This window comes from Bariatricus sp. HCP28S3_A7 (assembly GCF_052066375.1).
Lineage (GTDB): Bacteria > Bacillota > Clostridia > Lachnospirales > Lachnospiraceae > Allocoprococcus.
In genome coordinates, this window is record NZ_JBQHSG010000007.1 from 71,970 (window position 1) to 89,774 (window position 17,805).

Consider the following 17,805-nt stretch of genomic DNA (forward strand, 5'->3'; position numbering starts at 1 on the left):
CTAACTTTATCAAAACACAGCAGGATTCTACCTGCTATTTTTCTCGCCGTAAGGCATCTCATTTTCGGTGCTTCCCTTTCGAGGCAATAACCCGCTAATGATGAAACAAACAATATTATTTTTTACCAAGGAGGATTTGCCTATGTCAAATAATTTGCACACTCTATTCCCATTTTTACACACGCGAGAAGCACTTTTACAAGAAATCCATATGCACAAACATCTGCTTTCTCAATTCGAAAGCTGGCAAAAAGAACAGCAACAAGAATTCTTAAATTTCTGTACTGGAGCCAAGGGAGTTCGAATGCTTTATGATTCCTTCTTTAAAGAAATCATGAATCCGGAAACCATACCGGAACGCCTGGAAGATTTCTTATCACTTGTATTAAATCAAAAAGTCACTATTTTGAAAGTCCTTCCTAATGATTCTACCCGCATTGCAGATGAAAGTTCACTACTGATCATGGATATTGTAGTTGAGCTATCCACTGGAAGCATCGCGAATGTTGAGGTGCAGAAGATTGGGTATGCATTTCCCGGGCAGCGATGCGCCTGCTACTCTGCTGATCTGCTCCTTCGCCAGTACAAGCGAGTTAAGAGTGAGAAGAAAAAACGGTTCAGCTATCGCGATATCAAAAATGTCTATACTGTCATCCTATTCGAAAAAAGCACATATGAATTTCACAAATTTCCAGATATTTATATCCATCATTCTAATCAAAAAACCGATACTGGTTTAAAACTGGAACTGCTTCAGGATTATACCTTTATCGCTCTTGACATTTTCAAGAAAACTTTGCAAAATAAAGGTATCAATAACAAGTTAGAAGCTTGGCTTACCTTCCTATGTGTGGACGAACCGGAGACGATTATGAAACTAATCGAAGCCTTCCCCGAATTCAAGCCTCTCTATGATGATGTATACCAGATTTGTCGCAATACAGAAAAGGTGATGGAAATGTTTTCAAAGGAATTACAAGAACTGGATCGTAATACTGTGCAATATATGATTGATGAAATGCAGGATACGATTGATTCGCAGAAAAAAACGATCGATACCCAACAAGATACGATTGATTCGCAAAAAGGTATGATTGATTCGCAAAAAGATACAATTGTTTCGCAAAAAGGTATGATTGATGCCCAGCGGTTAAAGTTATCCAAAATAGAACAGGAACTCCTGGAATTACGAAAGAAGTTAAATTCTTAAACCTAATAGCAACTTCGAAATCGAAAAGCAGTCTTTACAGATTATTCTCATTCTCCCGTAAAGGCTGCTTTTTGTAATTGTCATATATGTTTCTCTTACCATAGTATTTGAAGCCAAAGGGCGCTGGTCGTGGCAAGGCAAAAGAACCGTCCCTAAGTTCTAAGTTTACAATACACAACCGCCACTCCGGTACTCACCGCCGTCGCCAAGATCCCCGCCCCTACAATCGCCGCCGGGTTCACGCTCCCATACTGGCTCCTGTAGGCGATCACATTTACCGGGATCAGCTGAAGTGAGGAGATATTCAGAATCAAAAAGGTACACATCTCATTACTTGCGATTTCTTTCTTCCTTACCGGTCCCGGAAGTCTTCCTCTCCGTCTGTCTTCTTCCAGATCCGCCAGCGCTTCCATCGCTTTCAGCCCGGCGGGGGTCGCGGCCCAACCGAGGCCGAGGACATTGGCAATGATGTTACTTGTTATATGTTCTTCCGCGGGATGTCCTTCGGGTAATTCTGGGAACAGAAACCGTATGAGTGGTCTCATTTTCTTCGCTGCAGCTTCCATGATCCCACCTTTTTTCGCGATTTCCATGATCCCTACCCAGAATGACATCACTCCCATCATCGTGATACACAGGGTAACCGCCTCTTTAGAGGAATCCAGTGCGGCATTTGTGACATCTGCCATTTTCCCGGTAAATGCGGCAAATATGATTCCCATAATAATCATGCCCGCCCATAAATAGTTCAGCATTTATTTCACCTGAAAAAGCTTCTCTCTAATAGATATGCGGAACCTTTTCAATATTTCACTTATAGTTCTTCTTCTTCAAATACCCAGATTGTTTCTTCTTAATCTTCCGCATGCTCCGCTTCAAAGATCTCCTGCATTTTCTGAACTTCTTCCTCCGAATATTCCTCCACAGTCTGCGCCGTCACATTTTTGATCTTCTGTTTCTTAAGCTTGAGATACACAATTTCCCGGAATAATGTATAGATAACCGAAACAATCGGGATAAAGATCAACATTCCGACAACCCCCATCAGATTTCCACCGATGCTGACTGCTGCCAGCACCCAAATCGACGGAAGTCCCACAGAATTTCCTACAACATGCGGATAGATCAGATTTCCTTCTATCTGCTGAAGCACCAGGAACATAATAACAAAAACAACCGCTTGCCTTGGATTTACCATAAAAATCATAAAAGCTCCCAGGGCACATCCGATAAATGCACCAAAAATCGGGATCAGTGCGGTGAAGGCAATAATAATTCCGATCAGAAGTGCATACGGCATTCTAAGAATCGTCATCGTCACCACAAACATGCATCCCAGAATGATCGCTTCCAGACATTGCCCTGTCAGAAAATTGGAAAAGATCTTATAGGTCAGTGAGCATATCTCCAGTGCCGCCTCCGCTTTCCTTTTGGGAATAAATGCAAAAAATACCTTTCTGACCTGTACATGCAGTTTTTCCTTCTGAAAGAGAACATAACAGGCAAATGAAAACGCAATAAAGAATTTGGCCACGCCACCGACAAGATTACTCACCGCATTAAATGTCGTATTCATCACATTTCCGGCTCCGTTTCCAAGCATTCCCATTAGCCAGCTGATCATCTTATCCGGATTAAATTCAATCTGATCCACCCATTTCATCACATCCGGATTGTTATTCGTAAAATTCCCGACCCATTCCTGCAGTTTCGGAATGAACGCTGCAATGCTGCTTCCCAGGCTGGAAAATGTATCCCCCAACTGCGGTACAAGAACAAACATCACAAGTACGATCAGACCGACAACAATCGCAATTGTTAATACGAGACTGACCGGCCTTGCCAGCTTCTTCGCCGCTTTTCCTCTGTCTTCCTTATTTTTTCCGAACATTTTCGCTTCGATGAAGCTCATCGGGACATTGATGATAAATGCAATTGCACCTCCAAGTACAAACGGAAACACAAGTCCCCATATCACTCCCACAATCTCTAAAACTTTGTCGAAATTCCAGAGTCCAACCATAATCAAAATCGTAAATACAATCAATCCTCTTATTTTTCGAAGTGTTTCCTGACTCCAATCCATTTACGCCACGCTCCTCTTGCATTTCTTTCTGTAATTCTTCCTATTATTTCTGCTTTCTCCAACCTTTTCTCACTGCCCTCAGCACCTGAATCACCGGAAGATTCAGGATCGCCAGTCCACAGACGGTCAGGAACTGCCCGCCATCCAGCGTCACCACCTTGAACACATTGTGAAGTCCCGGTATCATCAGGACTGCTGTAATGAAAACAAAACCGATTCCGAATGCACCAATCAGATATTTATTGTTAAACAGCTTTTTGCTGAACAAAATCATATCATCTGATTTACAGTTGAATCCGTGAACGAGCCTTGACAGGCACAATGTTCCAAATGCGAAGGTGCTTCCGAGTGCAGCTCCGCCCTGACGGTATCCCATCAAAAAACCGATCGTTGTCATCGCTCCGATCACCAGACCTTCCAGACCGATTTTGAGTAAAAAAGATTTCGTCAAAATGGATTCATTCATCGGGCGAGGCTTTTCTTCCATCACATCTCTGCTGTGCGGTTCCAGTCCCAATGCGATTGCCGGAAGGCTGTCAGTCAGCAGGTTGATAAAGAGAAGATGAACCGGTTCAAACGGCACCGGAAGTGCTGCCAGCGAAGCAAAAAGTACGGTAAGAATCGCGCCAAAATTGCCGGACAGGAGGAACTGAATCGAATTCTTAATGTTTCGATAGACATTCCGTCCGTTTTCCACCGCTTTTACAATGGTTGCAAAATTATCATCTGTCAGCACCATCGCCGCCGCATCTTTGGCCACTTCGGTTCCGGTTATTCCCATCGCAACACCGATATCCGCCTGTTTCAGAGCCGGTGCGTCATTGACCCCGTCACCGGTCATGGCAACAATATTGCCTCGCTCCTGCCATGCGCGGACAATCCTTATCTTGTGCTCCGGTGAAACGCGGGCGTAAACCGAAATCTGCGGAACAAATTCTCTCAGTTCTTCATCCGTCATTCCATCAATCACTGCACCCTCACATGCCTCTGAAAAATCCTTTAAAATGCCGATGCGTTTTGCGATTGCCGCTGCAGTAATCTTATGATCCCCAGTAATCATGACTGGTCGGATCCCTGCTTTGATACATTCTGCGACTGCTTCCATGGATTCTTCTCTCGGCGGATCCATCATCGCGATCATTCCCTGAAATACCAGATCCTGCTCATCTTCCATTTGTAATACCGGAGCCTGTTTATTCGCAAGGCTTTCGCCCAACTTGCCGCCATCTTCTAACGGAATGTCCCGGTATGCAAATCCCAGAACACGGAGTCCCTCTCCGGAGAAATCCCGATTCTGTTTTTCAATCTTTTCTATGTCCTTGGCATTAATTTCCCGGACACCGTCTGCCGTCTGGATCCGGCTGGCACGGTCAAGGATCACGTCCACCGCACCTTTCACAGCCATGCGGTACACTTGCTCTCCCTGCTGATTTTCCATCAAATGCAACGTAGACATCAATTTTCTGTCACTGTCAAACGGAATTTCAGACAATCTCGGATACTGTGCCCTCTCTTTGGCTGCCTCGATTCCCAGTGCACTTCCTATATTAATGAGCGCTGTCTCTGTGGGATCGCCAATCTCAATTCCGTCTTCATTCGTTGAATCATTACAAAGGATACTATACCGCAAAAGCTGTCTCTGCAGTGTATCATTCAGATCCACCTCTGCAGCGCGGATTCTTCTGGCATCCACATAATAATCTTCCACGGTCATTTTATTCTGTGTCAAGGTTCCTGTTTTATCAGAACAGATCACGGACACACTGCCCAATCCTTCAACTGCCTGAAGTTTACGGATGATTGCATGCTCTTTAGCCATTTTCTGTGTTCCAAAGGAAAGCACAATCGTTACAATAGAACTGAGCGCTTCGGGAATAGCGGCAACCGCGAGTGCAACGGCAAAGAGAAATGCATTTCCGATATTCTCTCCCCGCAAAACACTGATTCCGAATAAAATGGCACAGAACACTAAAATAATAATGGATAGCTTCTGCCCAAACTGATCCAGATTCACTTGAAGCGGTGTCTTTTTCTCGGAAGCATTTTTCAGCAAACCGGCGATTTTCCCGACCTCGGTCTGCATTCCCACATCCGTCACGACAAAGCTTCCACGCCCGTATGTGACATAGCTTCCCGAAAACACCATGTTGGTCCGATCTCCCAGAGGAACTTCGTTTTCAATGACATCTTCCTGCTTCTCCACTCCAAGGCTCTCCCCTGTGAGTGCACTTTCATCGATCTTGAGGCTTGCATTTTCCAGAATTCTTCCGTCCGCCGGGACATAGTCCCCTGCCTCCAGCATCACGAGATCTCCCACGACAAGTTCCCGGACCGGGATCGGGGCGACCGCGCCGTCACGCATGACTTTCGCCTCCGGACCCGAAAGTTTCTTCAAGCTTTGCAGGGACTGTTCCGCTTTCAGCGTCTGTACCGTTCCGAGGATCGCATTGATCGTAATGACCACCAGAATTACAATCGCACTCTCCATATCTCCTAAAATTCCGGATATAATCGCAGATATGATCAATATAAATACAAGGAAATCTTTGTATTGCTCCAGAAAAATCTGCAGTACACTCTTCCTCTTCCCTTCCGTCAGTTCGTTCCATCCTGATCTCTCACGACTTTGTTCTACTTCCGTTTTGGATAGTCCGTCCGGATGGCTGTTCACTCTCTCCTGCACCTCAGCAGCTGTTAGCTGGTAAATTTCTTTCATCGTGTTTTCCTCCTACTTCCAAGTATTTACAATTCAGAAGACACTATGCAAAAAGATAAAAAGAAAAGACTTTCATTGCATACTTCTTCCTGCAATAAAAGTCTCACCGTTTTCTCACGATACCGGATGGGTTCCATCGTATTGACGATATCGTAAACGCATTCATGACAAACGTAGGTTACTCCCTTTTACTTATTAGTTATAATAATCAGATTCTATTATTTTGTCAATCATTTTCGGAAATTTGAAAGATTAAAAAAATTCCACCGGATCTGTTTGGCGTACACATGGCAAAAAACAAGAGACATATCTCAAATGGGATATGTCTCTTGCGGATTACACATTCTTAGTTTGTGATTGTCTTTTCTGTTTCTTTATCGAATACATGAATCTTGTCTGCATCCAAAGCAAATTTAACAGTATCGCCTGTTCTTGCTGTTGTTCTAGGATCAACTCTTGCAGTCATGCTTGCTCCTTCGTAATCGAAGTGTAAGTAAACTTCTGCACCAAGCATTTCGTATACACGGATTGTAGCTTCAATCAGAGTACCCTGAGATTTTGCGATAAATTCTGGTTCGTCATGTACATCTTCCGGACGGATTCCGAGAACAACTGTCTTTCCATCATATCCGCCATCGATAAGCTTTTTAGCTTTTGCAGCCGGAAGTTCGATATCAGAAGGACCAGCCTGAAGGTATACTTTGTCGCCTTTTACTTTACATACAGCATCTACGAAGTTCATCTGCGGAGATCCGATGAATCCTGCTACGAACAGGTTGCACGGGGTATCGTATAATACCTGTGGAGTATCTACCTGCTGAACAACACCTGCGTTCATAACTACGATTCTGGTTCCCAGTGTCATAGCTTCTGTCTGGTCATGTGTTACGTAGATGATGGTTGTACCTAATCTCTGATGTAATTTAGAGATCTCAATACGCATCTGTCCACGAAGCTTAGCATCCAGGTTTGAAAGAGGCTCATCCATAAGGAATACTTTCGGGTTACGAACGATAGCACGTCCCATAGCAACACGCTGTCTCTGTCCACCTGATAATGCTTTCGGTTTACGATCAAGCAGGCTTTCCAGGTCAAGGATTCTTGCCGCTTCACGAACCATTTTATCAATTTCCGGTTTCGGAACTTTTCTTAATTTAAGACCAAATGCCATGTTATCATATACAGTCATATGTGGATACAGAGCGTAGTTCTGGAATACCATTGCGATATCTCTGTCTTTTGGTTCTACATCGTTCACTACTTTATCACCAATCTTTAATTCACCGCTTGAGATGTCTTCCAGACCTGCGATCATACGAAGTGTTGTGGATTTTCCACATCCTGACGGTCCTACAAAGATGATAAATTCTTTATCTTCGATTTCAAGGTTGAAATCTTTAACTGCCTCAAATCCGTTTGGATAAGTTTTGTTGATATGTTTTAATGATAAACTTGCCATTGGTTCTTTCCTCCTAAAATGTTTTGATTACTTTTTATTACGGCTCAGCCGTTTTCTCTATCTGTCATTTAGTATAGTAAAAAAATCGTTTCTGGTCTATGTTCGGGTTGAACAAAGTTTTATAAACAAGGTGTACAAATTGACGAAACTACAAAAGTGCCTTATATACGTCACGTTTGCCGATCCCTCTGTCCTTTGCGACGCATTTCATAGCCTCTTTCTTCTCCATTCCCTGGTTCAGATAATACTCCATATGCTCCGGAATGCTCATCTGCTCCCATTTCCCTTGTTCTTCACGTCGTATCATTTCACGGCTTTTTCCCTCTGCAACCAGCACGCATTCTCCCTTTGGCTCATTTTCTTCATAATAAGAGACTGCTTCGGCAAATGTTGTGGTAAATGCTGTTTCGTGCTTCTTCGTAAGTTCTCTGCATACAGTCAGCCGGCGGTCTTCTCCCAGAACCTGCCCCAGTTCCTTCAAGGTCTTCACCAGGCGGTGCGGTGCCTCGTAAATGATCATGGTTCTGGTTTCTTCTGCCAGTTCCGCCAGAACTTCCTGACGCTCTTTTTTATCGGATGGCAGAAATGCCTCAAAAGCAAATCTTCTGGTTGACAATCCGGATATCGTGAGCGCAGTAATACATGCGGCCGCACCCGGAAGTGAAGTCACTGTAATCCCGGCTTCATAGCACATCTTCACCAGTTCTTCTCCCGGATCCGAGATTCCCGGCGTACCTGCATCTGTAATCAATGCTATGTTCTGTCCTTCCAGCAGTTTATCCACCAGCTTTTGTCCCTTTTCGATTTTATTGTATTCATGGTAACTGGTCATCGGTGTCTTAATCTCAAAATGATTCAGCAGCTTGATGCTGTTCCTCGTATCTTCTGCTGCGATCAGATCTACTTCCTTCAATGTCCGGATCACCCGGAACGTCATATCTTCCAGATTGCCGATGGGTGTCGCACACAAATATAATGTTCCCGCCATACGCTCTCCTTTCCGTTACCTGCCGTTATTTCCCAAGCCGTCCATTCCATAGTGTTCCAGTACTTCCTGTGTATATGTTCCATCTTTTTTGTAAACGATCAGCGGCGGTTCGATCGTCATTCTGGGCTTCGCACCCCGGATTCCTTCAATCAAAACCATATTTGGTTCCTTATCTATGTATGGATATACCAGACGCATCCTTTTGGGCTCCAATCCCGTTTCTGTCATTTTGGACAGAATCTCAGCAAGCCGAAACGGCCTGTGAACCATGTAAAATCGTCCGCCCGGTTTCAATACTTTTGTACTTTCCCGGATAATGTCATCCAGTGTACACAGTACCTCGTGGCGTGCGATCGCTTTCTCGCTTTTCGGATTTGCCAGTCCGTGTCCGCCGATCATATACGGTGGATTTGTACTCACCACATCCATCGATGACGGCCCGAAGATCATCGATGCTTCCTTAATATCACCGGTTACGATTTCCACCCGTTCTTCCAGGTGATTGTGCTGTACGCTTCTTCTCGCCATATCCGCACTCTCCTCCTGGATCTCCAGCCCAGTAAAATGCCTGCCTTCTGTCTTTGCAGCGAAAAGAATCGGGAGAATTCCCGTTCCTGTCCCAAGATCAAGAACACATTCTCCCGCTTTTATCTTTGCAAATGCACTGAGAAGAACCGCATCCATCCCAAAGCAGAACCTTCCCGGATGCTGTATGATCTCATATCCTTTTATCTGTAAATCGTCGAGCCGTTCCCCCTGCTTCAGATTAGTTGTCATCTAATTTTGACGCTCCTTCACCCTTTTCCAGAGCCGCAAGCTCTTTCATCTCCTGTTTCGTCAGCTTCACATCATTCTTACGCTTTCTCGGCCGGAACTTCAGTTCGCTGACCTTATAATCCCGGATCTCCTTCTCGTCGTTATCCAGGTTTACAATCACCTTTACCTGCTGTCTTAAGACACTCAATGAGTGCACCTCTCCCCGCAGTCCGTCACTGGTCGTCACGGTATCTCCCACTGCCGGGAGGCGGCTGTTCAGTTCTTCGTAGGTCTCTTCCTCGTTCGTCAGACAGCACATCAGCCTGCCGCATACGCCTGAGATCTTTGATGGATTCAGCGACAGATTCTGTTCCTTCGCCATCTTAATCGATACCGGTGCAAATTCAGACAGGTAAGTGTGGCAGCAAAGCTCACGCCCGCAGATTCCGATTCCTCCGCGGATCTTCGTCTCGTCACGTACCCCGATCTGTCTTAATTCGATCCTCGTACGGAACACCGCCGCCAGATCCTTGACCAGTTCACGGAAGTCGATTCTTCCGTCAGCTGTAAAATAAAACAGAACTTTATTATTGTCAAATGTGTATTCCGCATCGATCAGCTTCATTTCCAGTCCATGCTTCTGAATCTTTTCAAGACAGATGTTGAATGCTTCTTTTTCTTTTTTCCGGTTCTTCTCTTCGGTTCTCCGGTCTTCGTCTGTTGCAACGCGGATCACCGTCTTGAGCGGCTGGGTGATCTCCTCATCGGGGATTTCCTTCGGTCCCATCACGACATTTCCAAATTCCACTCCCCGTGCCGTCTCCACGATTACCTGATCCCCGCGCTGAATCTGCAGCTTGCCCGGAGCAAAAAAATAAATTTTCCCTGCAGCCCTGAAACGGACTCCTATTACTTTTGTCATCGGCTAATTCTCCTTTATCGTCAATAACAGAAGCTCCATTACCAGGTCAAAGTTCACATTCGCTTTCAGACGTGTTTTCGCCTTCTCCAGCGCATTCAAAATCGTTTCTATCCCTTCATAGGAGCTTTTCTTCGCGCGTTCCTTGATATAATCAAGCTGTTCGCTAAAAATCACTCTGTCAATATTCTTCGTTGCTTTGTAGATCAATACATCCCGATACCAGATCATCAGGATATCCAGATAGTCATTGATCTCGATCTTATACGCGGTAATCCGCTTAACCGCCTCGACCAGGTCGCTGACTTCCATCGTATCAATGTTCTTCAAAAGCTGGATTGCTTCTTCCTTGATCTCATTAAAATGCTCTGAGTTTGCCAGCATAATGGCCCTTCCCACATTGCCCTGTGCAAATGCCGTGCAGACATCCGCTTTGTAATCCGGAATCTCCAGCGTCTCCATCAGATACTTTTTCACCAGTTTATCCTTGATATTGCGAAGCTTCAGCATAACGCATCTGGAACAGATCGTCGGGAGCAGGCTGTCTGCATTCTCCGTAAGCAGGAAGATCACCGCATAAGACGGCGGTTCCTCGATCGTCTTTAACAATGCATTCTGTGCCTGTACCGTCATCAGATCTGCATCCGGTACGATATAAATCTTATATTTCCCGTTGTACGGCTTCACCTGAATATCTTCATTGATCTGTACACGGATCTCATCTACACTGATGGAATTCGGTTTTTCATGGGTCACACGGATAATATCCGGATGATTGCCACTCATGGCCTGACGACAGGAATGACATTTATTACACGGCTCATCCCCATTGTTCTCACACTGAAGTTCCTGGGCAAAAAGCTTCGCCAGCAGCTTCTTTCCTGACCCTTTCGGTCCATTTAAAATATAAGCGTGAGACACTTTATCCTGCTTCACTGCATTTTTCATATATTCAATAATCTCAGTATGTCCAACGACATCTTTAAAACCTGACATAGCTTCACCTTCTTTAATGTATAAATTCCCGTAACTACCTGTTATTGTATCATAATTTCAGCGGAATACCTAGCCTAATTCGCCTGTTTTCTGCTGAATTCTTTCTGAAATTTTTCTTACCGTTTCCTCAAGTTCCCGATTTTCAAACCGTTCGGTAATTCCCACCGCTTTCAGATTCTCTTCCGAGAAATCCTCGGTATCTGCAAGGAAGCGTCTGCACATTTCCGCATATTTCGGCTCTTTCTGCATTCTCTCTCTGGTAAGTGCACGCATCAGACGTTCCCCGTCCTCCACTTCGATATAGAGTGGCACTATTCTTTCTTCGCCAAAATATTCTCTCATCTTCTGATAGGATTCCAGTGTCCCGATCATAAGATAATCTGCCGTATCCTGATCAAACTGTCCGTCATCCACAGTAAAATAGTTCCAGGGACCATGAACGGTGTCATAGGTGCGCAACTCAATCACTTTCCCATCATCCAGTAACTGCTGCAATTTCTCTTCATTTACGAAATAGTATTCTTTCCCGTTCTTCTCCCCCTCACGGATCGGGCGGGTCGTGTAAATCGTGACCGTTTTCAGTTCCGGATGCAATTCTTTGATTCTTTTGTAAATGGTATCCTTTCCGGATGAACTTTTTCCCATCAGATAATATATATTACTCATTTTTCAGCACCCTGATTCTTCCTTTTTCCTGAATTCCTTCTATCTGAAATTTCTGTTCTTCATAAAATGCAAGAAGCTCCACCGCCTCTCTGCTGATTCGCTCGCCCGGCACAATGACCGGACTTCCCGGCGGATAGAGATACGCATATTCCATAGAGACTCTTCCTTCACTCTGTCTCCAGGAAATACTTTCTCCCAGTCCCTGTTCGTTCTTTTCGGCAATTTCAAACGGTGTAAACACCTGCTCCTGCCGCGGAAGCTCACCGGAAATCTCTGCACAACACTTCGGCTCTTCCAATTCCCCGTCAATCTCTAATAGTGCCTTCACCAGACGGTCCAGGCCTTCCTTCGTATCGGCGACCGATGTCATGGCAATCAAATACGTCCCTGCCACCATTTCCATTTGCAAATGATAGTCACGCAAAAGTTTCTCATATAACTCATGGCTCGTCAGATTCGCTTTTGAAACCGAAATTACGATTTTGGACGGATCATAATGATCGGATTCCAGAAGTCTCAGAAAGCGCAAAGAGGCAAGTTTATTTCTGGTTTCCGCAAGGCGTTCGGCATAAATATGAAATGCCCTCGCACCTTCCTCCCCTGCCACAAAATCAATGCATGCATCCATACTCGCCATGAAGACATAAGAGGGGCTGCTGCTCTGCAGCATATCCAGATAACGCCGTATCCGTTCTCTGTTTGCAATCGGTCCGTTCATATGAAGAAGTGCCGTCTGGGTCAAGGATGGCAGCGTCTTATGAAGACTCTGGATCACCACATCGGCTCCCAGTCCATTTGACCGCTCCGGGAAATACGGGTGAAAGCCAAAATGTGCTCCGTGCGCCTCGTCCACAATCAGAGAAATTCCCTTTTCGTGCACGATCCGTGCAATCTCCCTGATGTCTGAAACCACCCCATCATAATTCGGAGAGACCACAACGACCGCCCGTATGTCCGGCTCTTCTTCGAGTGCTTTTCTGACATCTTCCACGCGGATTTCTCCATTCCAGTGTTTTTCACCGTCAAAATCCGGATAGAGGTACCTCGGTCTCAATTCATTTAAATAGATAGCATGATGAACCGACTTGTGACAATGACGTGCCACCAGGATCTTATCGCCCTTCTTTGTACTTCCCAGAATTCCACTCAGAATTCCCACTGTACTTCCATTTACCAGAAAATGTGTCTCATCCGCCCCAAATACGGACGCCGCTCTTTCCTGCGCTTCCTTCAGAATCCCATCGGCATGATGCAGATCGTCGAACCCGTCTATCTCGGTAATGTCAATCGCATACGGCAGATCCACTCCCAGAATTTCTGTATTTCTTTTATGCCCGGGCATATGAAAGCCATAATAATCCTGCCGGGAGTATTCTTCTAATCTGTCATATAATCGTTTCATGCGTCCTCCATATTTCCTGCAGAACCACTTTTTTGTGTGTTCCGCCAACCTCTCATATCATAGCGCAACAAACCGCTATACCAAGTCCAGTTCTTAGTATAGCGGTTTTAAAATGGAATTACAACAAACGATATAAATTTCTATTCCGGAAGAATGGTCTTAATGCTATCGGAAAGAACCCGGTTTACCCGGATGGAACCGTCAAGCTGAACATAATAATATGAGCCGTCCTCATCTTCTTTCCCCACATAGAAGATCACCGTTTTCTCTTTTTCTCCGTCCTGCGAGTCTTTGTAAGTCACTTCCACCTTCGTTCTGGACGCCTCATCCAGACCATACCCGGCTTTTGTCTCATCTGTCACATGATAATCGACACAATCGGTAAAATACATTCCGGCAATTCCATTTGCAACTTTCTCAACCGGATTATTTTCTTCTGCATCATCCGACTGTTCTGTCTCATCTTCCGAATCTTCTGTTTCTTCCACTGCTTCATACACCGTTTGTGTTCCATCCGGTGCCGTAATCACCTCTTTGACAAAATGATCTGCAATAATCTGAATAAAACTGTCTTTCTCGGCAATATCAGCCAGGTTCCACAACATCTGGGAAGTCAGTTCTGAAGAAACTGTGTAGACATTTTCTCCGTTCTCCTCCATAAAATAAATCTGCTCCCCTGTTGTATTTCCAAACAGATACTCATGTTCCGTTCCATCTTCCTCTGTGACGGAAAGGCGGTATGTCACCGCATCGAACCCATAATCTGATAATTCATCGGGCGAGCTGATCTCTTTGATCGCCTGAATGTCCGAAAAAGCATTTTCCATATCCAGCATCACATCCTCCTGAAGCTCGATCACCGGATCTTCACTGAACTTCCAGGCCCCTTCTTCCTTCTCGAATGCCATACTGTTTCCTTCTGCATCTGCATATGTCATCGCATTCAGACCGTCTGCCTTCAGAACCTGGATTTTTTCCTCCTCTTTTTTCTGCTCTTCCTTCTCTTCATTCGCATGATTTACATACTTCATTCCAAAGAATGCCAGTAACAGAATCACAATCACTCCTGTAAGAATTGCAAATGTTTTCTGCTTTTTCTTCATATACAGTCCTCCCTATGATTTTCTCCTGCGCATCCATGTCACAAATCCAATCACAAGAATCGCAATCGGAATCACAAATATGATGATCAGACTGATCGTTCCTGCATGAACCGGTGTGTTCTGCTCCACACTCAGACTCTTCGCTTCAATTGCAACATTTTCCACATCATCAAAATTGTTCATGACAGAATTCACAAACAGTGTCAGGTTATCCAGTGTTGTGAGCTGATCGGTAATATCCGAACTGATCAGAGAATCCGAAGCGACGACTGTTAACCGGGAAACCTCCGATTCTTCTGTATCCCCGGAACCGGCATCCTCCTCATCTTCATTCGTATCTTCATCTCCGGTATCGCAGGTCTTCTTTGCAACTGCTCCCAGAATGTACTGTCCTTCCGTCTCTCCGTCTTCCCGCACCGCATAGCTTTGCGTTGATGTTTCCATAAATGTTGACACCGTCAGTGCGTCGTCTTCTGTATCCAGTTTTTCCAGTCCATGCGAATTCAAGAGCAGAACCATCTCATTTTTAATTCCCTGCCCCAGGTCACCGGTCAATGTAAGCTGCGGGAAGATCGCATAATAATTATTCTGATAGCATCTCTGCATATCCGCAATATAACCATCCGCACGTCCCAGCCCATAATCTGCCATAATCGCTTCCAGGTTCGGCAGATCCACTTCATCCGTACCCAGAATCAGATACACGTTGCCTCCATCCGCGAGATAATCCTCTATCAGCGTCTTTTCATCATCCGTAATATCAGAAGATGGCGCATAGAGGAACAAAAGATCACAGTCCTCCGGAATCTGCGCATTCATACTCAGATTGATCTCGGATGTCTCCAGATTATTCTTGGAAAACAATTCATTTACCGATGTAGAAAACGTCGCCTCACCGTGTCCGCTGGTGCGATAGATTTTCTTAGTCTCGGTACTGGTCACATATCCGATTGCGCTTGTAAGTTGTCCTTCTCCATCGAATTCCGTCTCACTAAGCTGTCCGGACATATAATATGTGTATTCATCATATTTGATAATATCGTCAAAGGCAATCTGCGTGCTCTTTCCTGTTTCTTCACACTCTACGTTGATGATGTCGCCCTCTGTATTATACTTCTGCAAAGCGGAAGGATGCTGTACACTATCGATCCATTCCAGGTCGATCTTCTTCGATAAAGCCGCATATTTCTTTACAAATGTCTCAATTCTTTGATCGACAGAATCCAGATCCGCCACGACCGTCAGCTTCACCTCTTTATCCAGTTCGTCCAGAATTTCTTCCGAGACCTCACTGATCTCGTAGATTCCGTTGTCACTGATGTCAATATTTCTCATACTTTCCGGAAGCTGACCGGCCACAAGATTGACCAGCACCGCAATCACCAGAACCAGTACGGTAAGGCCTACACTATACGTACCATTTTTGGAGGATACACTTTTGAACATTTTCTTAATCTTTTCCATGTCTCACCCCTCCTAACTCCAACGTCTTTTCTGAATGGACTGCATCGTAAAAAAAACAAACACTGCAATCACGGTCAGATACATCACAAGTCCACTTACATCAAACAGACGATTTACCGCTATATTCTCAAACACTTCCGTAATATATAATTTCTCCATCAGATTGACCAGAAGATTCTCAAACAGTTCCGCCTTTACAAAACTGAGAGCCACGACTATGGCTACGCCGATAACTTCTACAATACCGGAAATCATCCAGTTTTTCGTCATCTGATAAATAACTGCTGCCACGATCGTCAGAAGAATCACCATCCCGATCATACCACTGGTCTTGGATGTTGGAAGGAACTTAGTCAGTCCTCCCCAAAGATAAACCAGCAGCAGCGCGCCAAAGGTTGTGACAGCCGCGATAATCTGGCTCTCTGTGAGGGATGAAAGGAACATTCCGATTGATATGTATACACATCCCATCAGGAAAAACATTAAAATTGATAAATAATCCACTTTCAGATAGGCCGTCCCAAAGCTTTTGATAATCAACGGAAATGTGCAGAATATTACGCATGGTACTGCAAATACAGTAATCATCGCCAGATATTTCCCCAGTACTACTTCTGTCAGACTCACCGGTGCAGACAAAAGCATCTGATCTGTCCTGCTCTTTCTTTCCTCCGCAAAGGAACGCATAGTCAAAAGCGGTACGATAATAATCAATATATAATTAATACTCAGCAAAACATACGAAAAATACGGATACCCCGAATTCAGATTATACGCCATAAAATAAATCCCGGTAAACACGACCATGAATGCGGTAAGTACATATCCTGTCATGGATTGGAAATAGGATTTTAGTTCTCTTTTATAAATCGCCGCCATCGCCCGATTCCTCCTCTCCTTCGTACAGTTCTTCATCATCCCATACGTTATCTTCGTCCCATAGATCGTCTTCCTCTGTCTTTGATTCAGTCTGTTTTGCAGCGGCACTCTCTTTTTGAGTCAATTCAAGGAATACATCTTCCAGTGTTGTCCTGCTGTGATATAGCATCAGGAGCGGGCAATCCGCACCGGCAAATGCACGGAACACATTCTCACGGATATCCTGATTTTCTGTAGGAATCACACTTGCCTTTGTCGTTCCGCCTTCTTCCCCCGGTTTTACGTCTGCGCTTTTCACCTCAGGAATCGACTTCAGAATCATCCTTACCTTATCTTCCGTTCCTTTTGCAAGAATTTCAACCGACCGCTGTCCTTCAAGGAGTTTCTCCAGATTTTCCGGTGTATCACTCGCCACAAGCTTTCCTCCGGAGATGATCATGATATAATCACACACTTCCTGAATCTCAGCCAGAATATGGGAACTTAATATAACGGTATGTTCCTTTGCCAACTCACGGATCAGTTCGCGAATTTCAATGATCTGCTTCGGATCCAGTCCGACCGTCGGTTCGTCCAGAATGATGATTTCCGGGAATCCCAGAATTGCCTGTGCCAGTCCGACTCTCTGCTTATATCCTTTTGACAGGTTCTTGATCAGACGATTCTCTACATCTGTAAGTTTCACCATCTTCATCGCCTGTTCCACTGCACTTTTCCGCTCTTTCTTCGGTATCTTCTTCAGCTCCGCCGCAAAATCCATATACTCGCGGACCCGCATCTCCAGATAAAGAGGCGGCATTTCCGGCAAGTATCCGATGCATTTCTTCGCCTCTTCCGGTTCTTCCAGAATATTATGCCCGTTAATCAGGACTTCCCCTTCGGTTGCCCCCAGATATCCTGTCATAATGTTCATCGTGGTCGATTTCCCGGCGCCATTCGGTCCCAGAAATCCGTATATCTGCCCCTTCTCTACTGTAAAACTCAAATGGTCCACGGCCAGATGTGTCCCATATCTCTTTACAAGATTCCTTACTTCAATCAACACGTTCCCTCCTAGCTTTTTTCTATCTTTCTCAGCTTATGCTTCAAACTGCCCGGATACCACCGGATTTTTCTGATTGCATAAGAGCCAGTATAAGGAATAACTGTGAAAGTTTTGCA

The 17,805-nt window shown here is 44.8% G+C and carries 15 protein-coding genes; 1 reads left to right on the forward strand and 14 read right to left on the reverse strand.

Translation table 11 applies throughout. From position 1 onward, the window contains the following. Positions 1 to 142: 142 nt before the first annotated feature. A complete protein-coding gene (locus tag ACTNA4_RS06875) occupies positions 143 to 1,210 on the forward strand; it encodes a PD-(D/E)XK nuclease family transposase (RefSeq protein ID WP_441029269.1) in 1,068 nt (355 codons plus the stop codon). A gap of 152 nt (positions 1,211 to 1,362) precedes the next feature. Here ACTNA4_RS06875 and ACTNA4_RS06880 read toward each other — a convergent pair whose 3' ends face one another. The 14 genes from ACTNA4_RS06880 to ACTNA4_RS06945 form a co-directional block, all read right to left on the reverse strand. After that, entirely contained in the window at positions 1,363 to 1,965 is a 603-nt protein-coding gene (locus ACTNA4_RS06880) for a nucleoside recognition protein (RefSeq protein ID WP_441029271.1), read from the reverse strand. 98 nt (positions 1,966 to 2,063) lie between these two features. Continuing rightward, on the reverse strand, positions 2,064 to 3,296 hold the full coding sequence (locus ACTNA4_RS06885; protein WP_320812949.1) for an AI-2E family transporter: 1,233 nt from the start codon (positions 3,294 to 3,296) through the stop codon (positions 2,064 to 2,066). 43 nt (positions 3,297 to 3,339) lie between these two features. After that, positions 3,340 to 6,012: a cation-translocating P-type ATPase gene (locus ACTNA4_RS06890; protein ID WP_441029273.1), complete on the reverse strand. Its 2,673-nt coding sequence runs from the start codon at positions 6,010 to 6,012 to the stop codon at positions 3,340 to 3,342. Between the two features lie 346 nt (positions 6,013 to 6,358). Continuing rightward, positions 6,359 to 7,471 (reverse strand): ABC transporter ATP-binding protein, encoded by a 1,113-nt coding sequence (locus ACTNA4_RS06895; protein ID WP_427820652.1) that lies wholly within the window; start codon positions 7,469 to 7,471, stop codon positions 6,359 to 6,361. 148 nt (positions 7,472 to 7,619) lie between these two features. Next, positions 7,620 to 8,459 (reverse strand): 16S rRNA (cytidine(1402)-2'-O)-methyltransferase, encoded by an 840-nt coding sequence (rsmI, locus tag ACTNA4_RS06900; protein ID WP_427805942.1) that lies wholly within the window; start codon positions 8,457 to 8,459, stop codon positions 7,620 to 7,622. Positions 8,460 to 8,474: 15 nt separating this feature from the next. Then, a complete protein-coding gene (locus ACTNA4_RS06905; RefSeq protein WP_427805943.1) occupies positions 8,475 to 9,236 on the reverse strand; it encodes a tRNA1(Val) (adenine(37)-N6)-methyltransferase in 762 nt (253 codons plus the stop codon). Then, entirely contained in the window at positions 9,226 to 10,137 is a 912-nt protein-coding gene (locus ACTNA4_RS06910; RefSeq protein WP_427820651.1) for a PSP1 domain-containing protein, read from the reverse strand. Before ACTNA4_RS06910 ends, ACTNA4_RS06905 begins: the two co-directional genes overlap by 11 nt. A 3-nt stretch (positions 10,138 to 10,140) precedes the next feature. Then, complete coding sequence (holB, locus tag ACTNA4_RS06915; protein ID WP_427805945.1) at positions 10,141 to 11,130, reverse strand: DNA polymerase III subunit delta'; 990 nt, start codon at positions 11,128 to 11,130, stop codon at positions 10,141 to 10,143. 69 nt (positions 11,131 to 11,199) lie between these two features. Beyond that, on the reverse strand, positions 11,200 to 11,796 hold the full coding sequence (locus ACTNA4_RS06920; protein ID WP_427805946.1) for a guanylate kinase: 597 nt from the start codon (positions 11,794 to 11,796) through the stop codon (positions 11,200 to 11,202). Beyond that, positions 11,789 to 13,198, reverse strand: coding sequence for an aminotransferase class I/II-fold pyridoxal phosphate-dependent enzyme (locus ACTNA4_RS06925; protein WP_441029275.1), 1,410 nt, complete (start codon positions 13,196 to 13,198; stop codon positions 11,789 to 11,791). Before ACTNA4_RS06925 ends, ACTNA4_RS06920 begins: the two co-directional genes overlap by 8 nt. A 140-nt stretch (positions 13,199 to 13,338) precedes the next feature. Continuing rightward, a complete protein-coding gene (locus tag ACTNA4_RS06930) occupies positions 13,339 to 14,301 on the reverse strand; it encodes a DUF4340 domain-containing protein (protein WP_441029277.1) in 963 nt (320 codons plus the stop codon). A gap of 12 nt (positions 14,302 to 14,313) precedes the next feature. After that, positions 14,314 to 15,765: a Gldg family protein gene (locus ACTNA4_RS06935; protein WP_441024972.1), complete on the reverse strand. Its 1,452-nt coding sequence runs from the start codon at positions 15,763 to 15,765 to the stop codon at positions 14,314 to 14,316. Between the two features lie 12 nt (positions 15,766 to 15,777). Then, positions 15,778 to 16,644, reverse strand: a complete 867-nt coding sequence (locus ACTNA4_RS06940; protein ID WP_441029279.1) for an ABC transporter permease — start codon at positions 16,642 to 16,644, stop codon at positions 15,778 to 15,780. Continuing rightward, positions 16,628 to 17,686: an ABC transporter ATP-binding protein gene (locus tag ACTNA4_RS06945; RefSeq protein WP_441029281.1), complete on the reverse strand. Its 1,059-nt coding sequence runs from the start codon at positions 17,684 to 17,686 to the stop codon at positions 16,628 to 16,630. The genes ACTNA4_RS06940 and ACTNA4_RS06945 overlap by 17 nt, the downstream gene beginning before the upstream one ends. Positions 17,687 to 17,805 lie beyond the last annotated feature (119 nt).